Origin of the sequence: Escherichia sp. R1, assembly GCF_003000935.1 — a bacterium.
GTDB lineage: Bacteria > Pseudomonadota > Gammaproteobacteria > Enterobacterales > Enterobacteriaceae > Escherichia > Escherichia coli.
In genome coordinates, this window is record NZ_PSRU01000019.1 from 51,814 (window position 1) to 65,766 (window position 13,953).

Here is a 13,953-nt window from a genome sequence, read left to right on the forward strand (position 1 = left end):
ATATAGGAAACAATAAAAAAACGTCATTAAACAAAGCGTTTTTAATGGCGTTGTTATTTAAAAGAAAGATATCAAATATAGATTAACCCCCATCGAATAAAGATGTTGTCTAATCATACCTGAAGGTATTTATCACTAGAATTTTATTTGTATAAATGGACATATACCATTGGAAGATTTAGAAAAGCATGTCCAGGAGTTTAAGGACAAATCTCATACTGATTATCGGAAGCTTTTATCATTATATGATTACCAAGCATACAATGTATAATTATATACACTATTATTGTGATTATAATTTGTTACTGTGCCACTCAAGGGCAATATCTTTGAAGGTGTTGTTTAACTGCGTTTCCCGGGCAATCTTTTCCTCTCGCTTCACTTCCATCAGATCGATTCCCCCAGAGATACCTCTTTTAGCTTCTTCAAGTTTTGCAGGAGCATCAGCTAAGGTGACCTCAGGATACACACCTAGTGCTAACAGCTTCTCTTTACCAGCTACACGATACTTGAGACGCCAATATTCTCCTCCACCAGGTTTTACCAGGAGGTACAGACCACCACCATCAGCCAACTTGTAAGCCTTCTCTTTTGGCTTGGCAGTGTCTATTTGACGGGCATTGAGTTTCACTTGGGGGTATCTCCACTAAACTGAACAGCAAATCCCCTCAATTGCTTGTAGAGTTTGGGGTACTTAAATAGACGTCAAAAGACTAAAAGGGGCATTAATATACTGATTATAAGAGGTTTTTAAATACTTGAGTAGACTTGGGGAGACGTTAGAATGGTGCCGATAATAGGAGTCGAACCTACGACCTTCGCATTACGAATGCGCTGCTCTACCAACTGAGCTATATCGGCCCTGAAAGGACATGTTCACGAACGTGAATCACGGTGGACAAGGTTAAAACTAACCGGGCGATGCGTCAATGGCCTTGTGAATCAAATGGCTACTTTTGCATCACCCGGTTTTATTTACGCACGAATGGTGTAATCACCAATGCCGATCCACTTATAAGTGGTCAGTGCTTCCAGCCCCATTGGGCCGCGCGCGTGGAGTTTTTGTGTGCTTACCGCAACTTCCGCCCCCAGTCCAAACTGGCCGCCGTCGGTAAAACGCGTAGAGGCGTTAACGTAAACAGCGGAGGAATCCACTTCGTTAACAAAACGCTGGGCGTTGCGCATATCGCGGGTCAGGATCGCATCGGAGTGTTGCGTGCCGTGTTCACGAATATGGGCAATGGCGTCATCCAGATCGCTAACGATTATGACGTTCAAATCTAATGACAGAAACTCATCGTCATACTCTTCGGCTTTAACAGCCACCACCTTCGCGGGGCCAGCCTGCAACTGCGCCAGCGCGGCTGCATCAGCGTGTAACGTCACGCCGCTTTCCGCCATTTGTTTGCTTAATGCGGGCAGGAAGCTATCTGCGATGTTTTTATTTACCAGCAACGTTTCTACCGTATTACATGTGCTCGGTCGCTGAGTTTTCGCGTTGACAATTACTTTCAGGGCTTCAGCGATCTCTGCGCTTTCATCAACGTAAATATGGCATACGCCTATACCGCCTGTGATCACCGGGATTGTCGACTGCTCGCGGCACAGTTTATGCAAACCAGCCCCACCGCGCGGGATCAGCATGTCGATGTATTTATCCATACGCAGCATTTCACTGACCAGCGCACGGTCAGGATTATCAATTGCCTGCACGGCACCCGCCGGTAAGCCGCAGGATTTCAGGGCGTCCTGAATCACCGCTACCGTTGCAGCGTTAGTGCGACAGGTTTCTTTGCCGCCGCGCAGGATCACCGCGTTACCGGTTTTCAGGCACAGGGAAGCAACATCAACCGTCACGTTCGGGCGCGCTTCATAAATCACGCCAATCACCCCCAGCGGTACGCGACGACGCTCAAGACGCAGGCCGCTGTCCAGTACGCCGCCATCGATTACCTGCCCCACCGGATCGGCGAGATTGCACACCTGGCGCACATCGTCGGCAATGCCTTTCAGCCGTGCGGGCGTCAGTGCCAGACGGTCAAGCATCGCTTCGCTAAGGCCATTGGCACACGCGTCTGCAACATCCTGCGCGTTAGCGTTGAGGATACTTTCGCTTTGTGCTTCCAGTTCATCGGCGATTTTTTCCAGCACACGATTTTTTTCGCGGCTGGAGAGTTGCGCTAATTTATACGAGGCTTGCTTCGCGGCAATGCCCATTTGTTCCAGCATCGGCCAGCTCCTTAACGGGTAATCATGTCATCACGGTGAACGGCAACCGGGCCGTATTCATATCCCAGTATTGCATCAATTTCTTGCGAGTGGTGTCCGGCAATACGGCGTAATGCATCGCTGTTGTAACGACTGACGCCGTGGGCGATATCGCGACCTTCGAGGTTGCAAATACGGATGACTTCACCACGCGAGAAATTGCCAGTCACGCTTTTAATGCCTTTCGGCAACAGGGAGCTGCCGCGTTCCAGAATGGCGGCAGTTGCCCCTTCATCTACCGTGATTTCACCCGCAGGCGGCGCACCGAAAATCCAGCGTTTACGGTTTTCAAGCGGAGTCGCCTGGGCATGGAACAGCGTACCGACGGAAATGCCTTCCATCACATCACCAATAACGCCCGGCTTGCTGCCCGCGGCAATAATGGTGTCGATACCCGCACGGCAAGCCACGTCAGCGGCCTGCAATTTGGTACTCATGCCGCCAGTTCCGAGGCCTGAAACGCTATCACCGGCAATCGCGCGCAGTGCGTCATCAATGCCGTACACATCTTTAATCAGTTCTGCCTGCGGATTGCTGCGCGGGTCAGCGGTATACAAACCTTTTTGATCGGTCAGCAGCAACAGTTTATCGGCACCCGCCAGAATCGCCGCCAGCGCAGAAAGGTTATCGTTATCACCGACCTTAATCTCTGCAGTAGCGACAGCATCGTTCTCATTAATTACCGGAACGATATTGTTATCGAGCAACGCACGCAGGGTATCACGGGCGTTCAGGAAGCGTTCACGATCTTCCATATCAGCACGGGTCAGCAACATCTGCCCGACATGAATGCCGTAAATTGAAAACAGCTGTTCCCACAGTTGAATCAGTCGACTCTGCCCTACCGCCGCCAGCAGCTGTTTTGAAGCGATAGTCGCTGGCAATTCCGGGTACCCCAGGTGCTCACGTCCGGCGGCAATCGCACCCGACGTCACAATAACAATCCGATGCCCGGCGGCATGTAACTGCGCGCACTGGCGAACAAGTTCAACGATATGGGCACGGTTCAGGCGGCGCGATCCGCCTGTTAGCACACTGGTGCCGAGTTTTACCACCAGCGTCTGGCTGTCACTCATGATTCTCTGCCATTCAATTTTAGGAAAAAATGATATCAAACGAACGTTTTAGCAGGACTGTCGTCGGTTGCCAACCATCTGCGAGCAAAGCATGGCGTTTTGTTGCGCGGGATCAGCAAGTGTAGCGGCAGTTGTTTACGCTTTTATTACAGATTTAATAAATTACCACATTTTAAGAATATTATTAATCTGTAATATATCTTTAACAATCTCAGGTTAAAAACTTTCCTGTTTTCAACGGGACTCTCCCGCTGAATATTCGCGCGTTAATTAAAATCAGGAATGAAAATGAAAAAGAGCACTCTGGCATTAGTGGTGATGGGCATTGTGGCATCTGTATCCGTACAGGCCGCAGAAATATATAACAAAGACGGTAATAAACTGGATGTCTATGGCAAAGTTAAAGCCATGCATTATATGAGTGATAATGACAGTAAAGATGGCGACCAGAGTTATATCCGTTTTGGTTTTAAAGGCGAAACACAAATTAACGATCAACTGACTGGTTATGGTCGTTGGGAAGCTGAGTTTGCCGGTAATAAAGCGGAGAGTGATACTGCACAGCAAAAAACGCGTCTCGCTTTTGCCGGGTTGAAATATAAAGATTTGGGTTCTTTCGATTATGGTCGTAACCTGGGCGCGTTGTATGACGTGGAAGCCTGGACCGATATGTTCCCGGAATTTGGTGGCGACTCCTCGGCGCAGACCGACAACTTTATGACCAAACGCGCCAGCGGTCTGGCGACGTATCGGAACACCGACTTCTTCGGCGTTATCGATGGCCTGAACTTAACCCTGCAATATCAAGGGAAAAACGAAAACCGCGACGTTAAAAAGCAAAACGGCGATGGCTTCGGCACGTCATTGACATATGACTTTGGTGGCAGCGATTTCGCCATCAGTGGAGCCTATACCAACTCTGATCGTACCAACGAGCAGAACCTGCAAAGCCGTGGCACAGGCAAGCGTGCAGAAGCATGGGCAACAGGTCTGAAATACGATGCCAATAATATTTATCTGGCAACTTTCTATTCTGAAACACGTAAAATGACGCCAATCTCTGGCGGCTTTGCCAATAAGACGCAGAACTTTGAAGCGGTCGCTCAATACCAGTTTGACTTTGGTCTGCGTCCATCGCTGGGTTATGTCTTATCGAAAGGGAAAGATATTGAGGGCATCGGTGATGAAGATCTGGTCAATTATGTCGATGTTGGTGCTACGTATTATTTCAACAAAAATATGTCAGCGTTTGTTGATTATAAAATCAACCAACTGGAAAGCGATAACAAATTAAATATTAATAATGATGATATTGTCGCGGTTGGGATGACGTATCAGTTTTAATGAATATTGCCGGATGTGATGCATCCGGCACATTTCATTCACGCCGTTAACTTCACCGGTTCATCACGAAAATCATCTGCCGGTTCCAGCTTCAGATTCAGCGTCGCCAGCAGCTCACGCAGCTTCTCGTGAAATTCACGCAGGGTGTGCTCCAGTCGTTCAACCACTTCGGCATCTTTTATCTGAACACTCGTCCAGTCGCCTGCTTTATCGAACAGACCAAACTGGTAACTGTAGGTAAAACGGGATTCCTGCGCTTCCAGTTCCATCCACCAGCCCCAGAACTCACGCACTTCCGGTGCCGGTTTCACGTTGACGCATACAGCCAGACAATCGAAAAAGAATCGATTATCTTCGCACTTACCTTCACGAATATACGGGCCTAGTGCGGTAAATTTTTTGACTAATCTGCTCTTCGGGTGTCCACTCGGTAACGTCATTGCAATCTCCTGTTGTGATGCAACTGTTTTACCAAATTGGTAAAATTTAGCAAATTTTTAACACAAACGTTTTTCGATCCAGTCTGTGATTTCCTGAAGGCCTTTGTCAAAATTCCGATACACCGGGTTAAATGGGATCTCTAATAATTTACCGTCAGCAGATGACGACGTGATTAAGCGTGAGTCCTCTTCCGGGCTGAACGGATCGTTCTTCCAGTAGCCTGATAACATTGGCGTTGGGCAGCGACGTCCCAGCAATCCTTGCACTTTTAATGAATAGCGATTCAACTCCACTCGCAACGCTTCATCGGAAGCATCATGCATCCCTAAACGACTGGCCAGAACGTCAAGATACATTTCCGGCACCTGTTGCTGGCACTTAAAATCACTCAACAGGGTATGAACTACCGGACCAAGACAGGCAACCACTTTCAGACGCGGCGATTCAAGGTATGCCAGACGCACGGCAACGTTAGCGCCGAAACGGAAACCAAAGGCCGCGACGCGAGTGTGATCCACCCACGGTACGTTAGGCAGCGCCTTTAAAACGTGCTGATGCAACAGGCTGGAGTCCTGGGTGAGCTTCCATTTTGAAGAAAAGCCCACCGACGGCATATCAATAGTCAGCATAGCAATGCCGCGCGGCGCAAAATAACGTTCATACAGGCTGTAATAGTCCGTCTGCATCGCATCCAGACCACCACACATTAATACTGTCGGGAACGGGCCATCGCCTTTCGGCATATGCAAAAAGCCGGTGATGGGCGCACCGCCGGGTACGGTAAACTCCATCTGTCGCATCGTGCCCGGCAGACGCTGAGCGGCCTCTTCATAGGCGCGGTTTGACAAAGCCTGCGCTTGCTCGGCCAGGTCATCTCCTTTCAGATGAGGATAGGCAGCAATGTTGTACAACGTAGCCGCATGCAGCCAGTGTCGACCGCTGAGTTGCGGATCTTCTTCCGCACAGGCTTTTTGTTGCCACACCATCGCCTGGGTAGCCCACTCATAAATCCAGTTGCCGCCGCGGTAGCCAATCACCGTATCGTATAAATCATCGTCGGTACGTTCGGCATCGCTCATCACAATACGCGCCTGGACATCGAGGATTTCACGGGGGTCAATGCCGCGCCAGATCCACATCAGACGGTTAATCATGCGATACCAGTGAGGGATGGTTTTACCATCAAGGGCCGACTGCACAGGCGGTTGTGCGCCGTGACTAAAGCGGCGGACTAGCGTCGAGGTTTCAGGATGTTTAAAGCGGGGTTTGAACAGGGTTTCGCTCAGGTTTGCCTGTGTCATGGATGCAGCCTCCAGAATACTTACTGGAAACTATTGTAACCCGCCTGAAGTTAAAAAGAACAACGCCCGGCAGTGCCAGGCGTTGAAAAGATTAGCGACCGGAGATTGGCGGGACGAATACGACGCCCATATCCCACGGCTGTTCGATCCAGGTATTTTGCGGGATATCAACAACATAATCATCAACCAGCGGACGACCGGCCGGTTTTGCGAAGATGGTGACAAAGTGCGCTTTTGGATACATTTCACGAATCGCAACCGCAGTACCACCGGTATCTACCAGGTCATCAATAACGATGAAGCCTTCGCCATCGCCTTCTGCGCGTTTCAGCACTTTAAGCTCGCGCTGGTTGTCGTGATCGTAGCTGGAAATACAAACGGTATCGACATGACGAATACCCAGTTCACGCGCCAGTAACGCACCCGGTACCAGACCGCCACGGCTTACGGCAATAATGCCTTTCCATTGTTCAGAAGGCATCAGTCGGCTTGCGAGTTTACGTGCATGGATCTGCAACATGTCCCAGGTGACGATGTATTTTTCGCTCATGTGAAGTGTCCCAGCCTGTTTATCTACGGCTTAAAAAGTGTTCGAGGGGAAAATAGGTTGCGCGAGATTATAGAGATCTGGCGCACTAAAAACCAGTATTTCACATGAGTCCGCGTCTTTTTACGCACTGCCTCTCCCTGACGCGGGATAAAGTGGTATTCTCAAACATATCTCGCAAGCCTGTCTTGTGTTGACAACATTTTCTGCTAACCCTGTGACCTGCAATACTGTTTTGCGGGTGATCGACAAGGAGACTTAACGTGTCTGAACTGTCTCAATTATCTCCACAGCCGCTGTGGGATATTTTTGCCAAAATCTGTTCTATTCCTCACCCGTCCTATCATGAAGAGCAACTCGCTGAATACATTGTTGGTTGGGCAAAAGAGAAAGGTTTCCATGTCGAACGCGATCAGGTAGGTAATATCCTGATTCGTAAACCTGCTACCGCAGGTATGGAAAATCGTAAACCGGTCGTCTTGCAGGCCCACCTCGATATGGTGCCGCAAAAAAACAACGACACCGTGCATGACTTCACTAAAGATCCTATCCAGCCTTATATTGATGGCGAATGGGTTAAAGCACGCGGCACCACGCTGGGTGCGGATAACGGCATTGGTATGGCCTCTGCACTGGCGGTTCTGGCTGACGAAAACGTGGTTCACGGCCCGCTGGAAGTGCTGCTGACCATGACCGAAGAAGCCGGTATGGACGGTGCTTTTGGCTTACAGAGCAACTGGTTGCAGGCTGATATTCTGATTAACACCGACTCCGAAGAAGAAGGTGAAATCTACATGGGTTGTGCGGGAGGTATCGACTTCACCTCCAACCTGCATTTAGATCGTGAAGCGGTTCCAGCTGGTTTTGAAACCTTCAAGTTAACCTTAAAAGGTCTGAAAGGCGGTCACTCCGGCGGTGAAATCCACGTTGGCCTGGGTAATGCCAACAAACTGTTGGTGCGCTTCCTGGCGGGTCATGCAGAAGAACTGGACCTGCGTCTTATTGATTTCAACGGCGGCACACTGCGTAACGCCATCCCGCGTGAAGCCTTTGCGACCATTGCTGTCGCAGCTGATAAAGTCGACGCCCTGAAATCTCTGGTGGATACCTATCAGGAGATCCTGAAAAACGAACTGGCAGAGAAAGAGAAAAATCTGGCATTGCTGCTGGACTCTGTTGCGAACGATAAAGCTGCCCTGATTGCGAAATCTCGCGATACCTTTATTCGTCTGCTGAACGCCACCCCGAACGGTGTGATCCGCAACTCCGACGTGGCAAAAGGTGTGGTCGAAACCTCCCTGAACGTCGGTGTGGTGACCATGACCGACAATAACGTAGAAATTCACTGCCTGATCCGTTCTCTGATCGACAGCGGTAAAGACTACGTAGTGAGCATGCTGGATTCACTGGGTAAACTGGCAGGTGCGAAAACAGAAGCAAAAGGCGCATATCCTGGCTGGCAGCCGGACGCTAACTCTCCGGTAATGCATCTGGTACGTGAAACCTATCAGCGTCTGTTCAACAAAACGCCGAACATCCAGATTATCCACGCGGGCCTGGAATGTGGTCTGTTCAAAAAACCGTATCCGGAAATGGACATGGTGTCTATCGGGCCAACCATCACCGGTCCACACTCTCCGGATGAGCAAGTTCATATCGAAAGCGTTGGCCATTACTGGACACTGCTGACTGAACTGCTGAAAGAAATTCCGGCGAAGTAATTATTTGATTTGCTGCCGGATGGCGTTTAATCGCCTTCCGGCAGTTTCATCCTTCATTATCCTTCGATAAAAGCCATCCCTGTGAACGTTCGTCGCGGGTTGCCACGTTCAATCTGGTGATGGAACATTCGCCGCTGCGATTTCAGCGCCGCGCTATTTTCCTGTTGCTGTTGTTCCAGCTTCCAGGCAATCAGTAATCGCGCCAGCCGTTTGTTAGCATGCTGACTGCGCTCTGACTGAACCTTCACGCTAATACCGGATGACAGATGCGTGGCGCGTACCGCCGAGTCGGTTTTATTGACATGTTGACCGCCCGGCCCTGACGAACGCAGCGTCTCATAACGGATTGCATCCGATTGTTCCTGCTCATCAGCGGTAAAACGCCCAATGCCCAGAAACCAGTTTTTGCGCCCATGATGAGGCCGATACGGACTCGGACAAATCCACTGAATAGTGCCGCACCAGCTTTCGCTTAAAGCCCATGCGTTATCGCCATCCAGAGAAATCAGCGCCGAACGCAGTGTGTCAGAGTAGCGACCCGTTTCTGTTTCCAGCACCGTTACCGCGACGTCCTGTCGGGTAGCTTCTTTAATCAGCCTGTCCAGTGCTTTTTTCACTGCGAGACAACATTCTTCCGGCCCCTGAGCAGAGGAGAGTTGTAGCAAGATCATCCTTTTTTCCCTCCACTGTTTTTGAGCGTCAGCACCGGGCGCAGTCGCGCGACAGGAATAATTAACCCAGCCAGCACCAGACATTGCACCACGCTTTCAGCCGATTTATAGGCTTGTGGCGCTTCTTCAAAGATGAGTTGTTTATCGCGACAAATTACCCGACTGCCAAGTTCAGTCCGCGAGAGTTGCGTCGCCGTGTATTTCGCTGCCAGACGCCCTTTACACTCGGTGCGCCCCCATTTACGCCCCGCCCCATGCGCCAGCGAGTGGAGCGTTTTTTCGTTCGCAACAGGTTTAACCAGCCAGGAGTAATCGCCGCGTGAACCGGGAATAATCACCAGACCGTTGTCATCCGGCGTGGCGCCTTTACGATGCAACCAGCCCTGTTGATCGCCGATTTGGCACGCGCTAACAAAGTTATGCGCCACATCCAGAACCGGACTTCCGGTGGCCTTAACTTGTTGCATTATGCGCAAAGCGATCAGCTGGCGATTAATACGCGCAAACGCCAGCGCATCGTCATGTTCCGCAATATACCGTAGCGCGTCGTCACTGCCTTCAGGCAAACCATGATGCGAAAACGAGGCAATATGCCGCTGTAAAATAGACTGCCCCAATCCCCTCGAGCCGCTATGAACCAGCAGTTGCAGATGCTGCGCATCCAGACCAGCCAGTGCAAACAGTTCCGCGTCGATAATTTGATCAATCTGTTGCAGTTCTGCGAAGTGGTTACCGCCACCGATGGAGCCAAGCGAGTTGCGCCACGGATGCTGTGCAAATGCTGACGGCAGGTTTTCCTCCAGCCAGCTTTCTTCAGCAACGTCATCCAGATCTGATAATCGCTTTTCAAACTTATCGGCGTTGTATTTGCGAGCGAGAATATCTGTTTGCCATAGCGCCATGCCGCAGCCGATATCATTGCCGACCAGTGCCGGGTAAAAACGACCAACAGAGAAGAACGCTGCGCCAATCGGGTAGCCGCGTCCGGGATGTAAATCTGGCATCCCCACAACGCGCTGCATGTTGGGTAAATTTGCCGTGGTGTGTAATTGTTGGATCGCTAAACTCTCGATCCACAGGTCATCAGATGCGATGGTAAATACCGCATCGGATAAGGGACGAATATATTTGCCCATGTACCATTCCATTTATGAATAAAAATCAGGAAATGGCAGACGAATCCAGGGCAAGAAAAAAGAATTAATCCTGGAAAGGTCTGCAAAGAGTCATTGATAAAGGATTTGTCATGATTTACCTCCTTGCAGTTTGTGGAATAAGAAAACGCGCACATACTAGACGGGCGTTATTTTCATTGCAAGCTGGATTTAATGTTGCGGTTTATATCGCATATAAAAATTAGTAAACCACGTTCCCCGGCATTCAACGCGCTGCTGCTTAACTGTCTGAAAACCATAACGTTCAAAAAAGGGTTTTGCGGTTATGCTGGCGTCCACCGTAAGTTCGGATTCAGACTTAATCAATGGTTTTAACAAAGCGCTGGCAACCCCGCGTCGGGTGTATTCCGGTTCAACAAATAACATATCGATATAATGTCCAATGCAGGTAATAAAACCAACCGGTTGTGCATTAATAACTGCAACCCGCACTTGTGATTTCGCGAGTTTCTCCTTCCAGCGAGATTCGTCAATCTGCGCCCAGGCGGCAATTTGCTGTGGAGAATAGTGCTGACTCGCCGTCATCGTAACAGCTCGAAGGAAAATAGCGCATAGTTGCTGAAAATCACCAGGCTGATAGTTTCTTATTTGTATGTTATTCATAATATAAATTCAAAAACGCATGCGAAACGCTTCTGCCATTTTCCCAATTTTATGCATTTGGTTGTTATCTCGAGCCAGTTTATGAGGTTCAGGTTTCAGAATGGCAATGAGCAACCATGCTTGCTCATCAAACGCGCCCTGACAATATACCAAATGCGCTGCGTCATTCGTTCTGCTGAATTGGCGCAACTGTGGCGGAAATGGATTATTCACATTTGCCAGATGAATATGAGCAACTCGCTCAAATTTGATTAATGGCCAGGTAAACGAGTCGTCGTAGAGTGCATCACGACCAAATATATCTGGCAAAACACCGTCACGCTTATAGGAAATAAAATCCGCCGTTAACGCTTCAAGTTCCTCTGCTGTAAGTTGCAGGCGAATAAGTTTTGTTTTGAATACCCGCATCCTTATTCCTTAAAGTCATTGAAATCATCATCCGTCATATCATTAAGATATTGTTCAGCGCGGCGTGTAATTTCCTCTAATCTTGCAGCACTCGGACGGAAGCGCGCCTTTATGGGCTTTTTCTCCTCTTGTTCTGCAAGCATGTCCATTAATGCTTCAAATGCGCTGGCACTTAAGAGATATCCTGCGGGGCGATTATTAGAAAGAACCGCAACAGGTTGATCAATAAAGTATTTAGCTGGGTTTTTACGTAACTCAGTGATATTGACCGATTTTTCAGCGAGAATTCGATGCATACAGTGATCTCCTCATAATAATGCACACCAGAATATACAAAATAGTATACATCATAATCCCAGCACCAGTTGTCTTTCCATTTGCGGGTCAAGCAACGTCACATGCAGCCCCACCAGTCGCACACCGCGCCCGCCGCGGCGTTCATCCCAGGTTTTACGCGCGGTGGCGATTAGATCAGATTTATTCAGCCGCGGCCAGACGTGTTCCTGGGTGGTTTGCTGAAAATCGTCGAACTTTAATTTCACCCCCTGGCGGGCAATCAGCAAATCAGGTTTTACCTTTGCCAAACGACGCTCCAGTTCAGGGTAAAGCCGCTCGATGATCGCTTCACATTCAGACCAGTGATGAATATCTTCCGCCATCGTACGTTCTACACCGACGGATTTTCGCAACCTTTCGCTGTTAACGTCGCGCTCGTCAATGCCCTGACTACGCTCCCACAAAATGCGGCCAAATTTGCCAAAACGTTTGAGCAGAGTCACCAGATCACACTTTTGCACATCACCGCAGGTTCGTAGCCCCATCGCTTCCAGTTTAGCCGCTGAGACTTTGCCGACGCCGGGAATTTTTGCCAGCGGTAAGGTTTGCAGAAATGCCGGAACCTCAGCCGGAGTAATCACAAACTGACCGTTGGGTTTATTCATGTCGGAGGCGATTTTGGCGAGAAACTTGACCGGCGCAACGCCCGCAGACGCCGTCAGTTGCAGCTCGTTGAAGATCGTCTGGCGGATTTCCTGGGCGATGAGGGTCGCAGAACCGTGGCAATGGACGCTATCGGTGACATCGAGATAGGCTTCATCCAGTGATAACGGTTCAATGCGCGAGGTATAGCGCGAGAAAATTTCGCGGATATGATTTGAGGCTTCTTTGTAGGCGTCAAAGCGCCCTGGAAGCAAGGTGAGATGCGGGCATAATTTGAGCGCCATCCCTGTCGGCATAGCGCTACGTACGCCAAATTTACGCGCGGGATAATTGGCGGTGCTGATTACCCCCCGTCGTTCGCGGCTGCCGCCAATAGCAATAGGGATATCGCGCAGGGCGGGATTGTCGCGCATCTCCACCGCTGCGAAAAAGCAGTCCATATCCACATGAATGATTTTACGCATTGCTCACCTCTCAACACTGGTAAAGTATACAGTGATTTCAGGGTTTGAGAAATGCGTAAAGATTCAGCATTTAACGCGCTCGCTGCGAAAGCACCTGCTGCTTATCCAGCTTTTGCACCAGCGGCTGCACCACTTTATCCCCATGCTGACCAAAGTATTGATACAGCGTATCGGACGCACTTTTGGTCAGCACCATAATCTCAATGCGCCGGTTGCCCGCGCTTTGCGGATTTTTGGCATCCAGCAGCATCTGGTCCGCCATTGCGCTTACCTGCATCACTTTATTTTCCGGCATTCCGGCCTCTTCCAGCACCCGACGAGCCGAAAGCGCGCGATCGCCCGAAAGGTTCCAGTTGTTGTAGATATTGTTTTTGTAGGCCATCGCATCGGTATGCCCGGTAATAATAATTTTGTTATCGAGCGAGTCGAACACTGGCGCAAGCTCCACCAGCAAAGTTTTAAAGAACGGCATAATCTTCGCGCTGCCGCGTTCAAACATATTGCGGTTCTGGTCGTCTTTAATCAGCACGCGTAATCCCTGGGGAACAATCTCCATCTCCAGATTCGCTTCCATATGCGCATCACGGGCGATGGTATTGATACTGGTCGCCAGCTCGCCAAGCTCGGTGGCGGATTTCTTCTTCAACAGCGCCGTTTTCTCGTTGACGTCGCGCGCTTTTTTCTCCGTCTCTTCCGGCACCGCCACGGTGGCAGGTTTTGGCAGATGAGACGGGCTGATTTTATTTAACGGCGACAACCCACCACCGTTAAAAATCGACTGCCCGTGCAGCGCGGCGATAATGCTTTCACGCTCGGATTTACTGACGCTGTTGACAATCCACAGCGTCATAAACAGCGCCATCATTGCCAAAGTAAAGTCGGCGAACGCCACCTTCCACGCCCCGCCGTGGTGCCCGGCATGATTCTTTTTGATCTGCCGCCGGACGATGGTGGTTTTTGCCCCACGCTCGCGGCGGTTGCCCGTCTTTCTCATG

At 49.9% G+C, this 13,953-nt stretch carries 14 protein-coding genes, 1 tRNA gene and 1 pseudogene; 2 read left to right on the forward strand and 14 right to left on the reverse strand.

Annotated elements, in window-relative coordinates; translation table 11 throughout:
* Window positions 1-295: 295 nt before the first annotated feature.
* The 4 genes and pseudogenes from C4F37_RS20885 to proB all read right to left on the reverse strand — a co-directional run.
* Window positions 296-631: pseudogene (locus tag C4F37_RS20885) on the reverse strand (Arm DNA-binding domain-containing protein); the annotation flags it as partial.
* A gap of 154 nt (window positions 632-785) precedes the next feature.
* Window positions 786-861, reverse strand: a tRNA-Thr gene (locus C4F37_RS20890).
* Between the two features lie 114 nt (window positions 862-975).
* The gene (gene proA / locus C4F37_RS20895) at window positions 976-2,229 is read right to left on the reverse strand and encodes a glutamate-5-semialdehyde dehydrogenase (RefSeq protein ID WP_001538333.1); all 1,254 of its coding nucleotides are present in this window, start codon (window positions 2,227-2,229) and stop codon (window positions 976-978) included.
* An 11-nt stretch (window positions 2,230-2,240) separates the two neighbouring features.
* Window positions 2,241-3,344 carry a glutamate 5-kinase gene (gene proB, locus C4F37_RS20900; RefSeq protein ID WP_001285288.1) on the reverse strand — a complete coding sequence of 368 codons (1,104 nt, stop codon included), beginning with the start codon at window positions 3,342-3,344 and terminating at the stop codon, window positions 2,241-2,243.
* 288 nt (window positions 3,345-3,632) lie between these two features.
* Here proB and phoE point away from each other — a divergent pair, with 288 nt between their 5' ends.
* Window positions 3,633-4,688, forward strand: a complete 1,056-nt coding sequence (gene phoE, locus C4F37_RS20905; protein ID WP_000749900.1) for a phosphoporin PhoE — start codon at window positions 3,633-3,635, stop codon at window positions 4,686-4,688.
* Between the two features lie 38 nt (window positions 4,689-4,726).
* On the opposite strand, the gene crl is transcribed toward phoE, so the two are convergent.
* The 3 genes from crl to gpt form a co-directional block, all read right to left on the reverse strand.
* On the reverse strand, window positions 4,727-5,128 hold the full coding sequence (crl, locus tag C4F37_RS20910; protein ID WP_000174703.1) for a sigma factor-binding protein Crl: 402 nt from the start codon (window positions 5,126-5,128) through the stop codon (window positions 4,727-4,729).
* Between the two features lie 57 nt (window positions 5,129-5,185).
* Window positions 5,186-6,430, reverse strand: coding sequence for an esterase FrsA (frsA, locus tag C4F37_RS20915; protein ID WP_000189578.1), 1,245 nt, complete (start codon window positions 6,428-6,430; stop codon window positions 5,186-5,188).
* 91 nt (window positions 6,431-6,521) lie between these two features.
* Complete coding sequence (gpt, locus tag C4F37_RS20920; RefSeq protein WP_001291991.1) at window positions 6,522-6,980, reverse strand: xanthine phosphoribosyltransferase; 459 nt, start codon at window positions 6,978-6,980, stop codon at window positions 6,522-6,524.
* 260 nt (window positions 6,981-7,240) lie between these two features.
* Here gpt and pepD point away from each other — a divergent pair, with 260 nt between their 5' ends.
* Window positions 7,241-8,698, forward strand: a complete 1,458-nt coding sequence (gene pepD / locus C4F37_RS20925; protein ID WP_001292999.1) for a cytosol nonspecific dipeptidase — start codon at window positions 7,241-7,243, stop codon at window positions 8,696-8,698.
* A 56-nt stretch (window positions 8,699-8,754) separates the two neighbouring features.
* Here the strand turns inward: pepD and prfH are convergent, their stop codons facing one another.
* From prfH to lafU, 7 genes are all read right to left on the reverse strand, one after another.
* Window positions 8,755-9,369: a peptide chain release factor H gene (prfH, locus tag C4F37_RS20930; RefSeq protein ID WP_000602124.1), complete on the reverse strand. Its 615-nt coding sequence runs from the start codon at window positions 9,367-9,369 to the stop codon at window positions 8,755-8,757.
* Window positions 9,366-10,505 carry an RNA ligase RtcB family protein gene (locus C4F37_RS20935; protein ID WP_000521561.1) on the reverse strand — a complete coding sequence of 380 codons (1,140 nt, stop codon included), beginning with the start codon at window positions 10,503-10,505 and terminating at the stop codon, window positions 9,366-9,368. The genes prfH and C4F37_RS20935 overlap by 4 nt, the downstream gene beginning before the upstream one ends.
* Before the next feature lie 189 nt (window positions 10,506-10,694).
* Window positions 10,695-11,147: a GNAT family N-acetyltransferase gene (locus C4F37_RS20940; protein ID WP_001059895.1), complete on the reverse strand. Its 453-nt coding sequence runs from the start codon at window positions 11,145-11,147 to the stop codon at window positions 10,695-10,697.
* A 9-nt stretch (window positions 11,148-11,156) separates the two neighbouring features.
* Window positions 11,157-11,555, reverse strand: a complete 399-nt coding sequence (gene yafO, locus C4F37_RS20945) for a type II toxin-antitoxin system mRNA interferase toxin YafO (RefSeq protein WP_001263500.1) — start codon at window positions 11,553-11,555, stop codon at window positions 11,157-11,159.
* A gap of 2 nt (window positions 11,556-11,557) precedes the next feature.
* Window positions 11,558-11,851 (reverse strand): type I toxin-antitoxin system antitoxin YafN, encoded by a 294-nt coding sequence (gene yafN / locus C4F37_RS20950; protein ID WP_000554758.1) that lies wholly within the window; start codon window positions 11,849-11,851, stop codon window positions 11,558-11,560.
* A gap of 51 nt (window positions 11,852-11,902) precedes the next feature.
* Window positions 11,903-12,958 (reverse strand): DNA polymerase IV, encoded by a 1,056-nt coding sequence (gene dinB / locus C4F37_RS20955; RefSeq protein WP_001226168.1) that lies wholly within the window; start codon window positions 12,956-12,958, stop codon window positions 11,903-11,905.
* Between the two features lie 70 nt (window positions 12,959-13,028).
* Window positions 13,029-13,952, reverse strand: coding sequence for a putative lateral flagellar export/assembly protein LafU (gene lafU / locus C4F37_RS20960; RefSeq protein ID WP_001532973.1), 924 nt, complete (start codon window positions 13,950-13,952; stop codon window positions 13,029-13,031).
* Window position 13,953 lies beyond the last annotated feature (1 nt).

Excerpts from the sequence above, each read along its gene's own strand:
- phoE (WP_000749900.1), top strand. The coding sequence starts at position 3,633 with ATGAAAAAGAGCACTCTGGCATTAGTGGTGATGGGCATTGTGGCATCT.
- crl (WP_000174703.1), bottom strand. The coding sequence starts at position 5,128 with ATGACGTTACCGAGTGGACACCCGAAGAGCAGATTAGTCAAAAAATTT.
- yafN (WP_000554758.1), bottom strand. The coding sequence starts at position 11,851 with ATGCATCGAATTCTCGCTGAAAAATCGGTCAATATCACTGAGTTACGT.
- yafO (WP_001263500.1), bottom strand. The coding sequence starts at position 11,555 with ATGCGGGTATTCAAAACAAAACTTATTCGCCTGCAACTTACAGCAGAG.
- C4F37_RS20935 (WP_000521561.1), bottom strand. The coding sequence starts at position 10,505 with ATGGGCAAATATATTCGTCCCTTATCCGATGCGGTATTTACCATCGCA.
- prfH (WP_000602124.1), bottom strand. The coding sequence starts at position 9,369 with ATGATCTTGCTACAACTCTCCTCTGCTCAGGGGCCGGAAGAATGTTGT.
- proA (WP_001538333.1), bottom strand. The coding sequence starts at position 2,229 with ATGCTGGAACAAATGGGCATTGCCGCGAAGCAAGCCTCGTATAAATTA.
- C4F37_RS20940 (WP_001059895.1), bottom strand. The coding sequence starts at position 11,147 with ATGAATAACATACAAATAAGAAACTATCAGCCTGGTGATTTTCAGCAA.
- lafU (WP_001532973.1), bottom strand. The coding sequence starts at position 13,952 with ATGAGAAAGACGGGCAACCGCCGCGAGCGTGGGGCAAAAACCACCATC.
- dinB (WP_001226168.1), bottom strand. The coding sequence starts at position 12,958 with ATGCGTAAAATCATTCATGTGGATATGGACTGCTTTTTCGCAGCGGTG.
- gpt (WP_001291991.1), bottom strand. The coding sequence starts at position 6,980 with ATGAGCGAAAAATACATCGTCACCTGGGACATGTTGCAGATCCATGCA.
- proB (WP_001285288.1), bottom strand. The coding sequence starts at position 3,344 with ATGAGTGACAGCCAGACGCTGGTGGTAAAACTCGGCACCAGTGTGCTA.
- frsA (WP_000189578.1), bottom strand. The coding sequence starts at position 6,430 with ATGACACAGGCAAACCTGAGCGAAACCCTGTTCAAACCCCGCTTTAAA.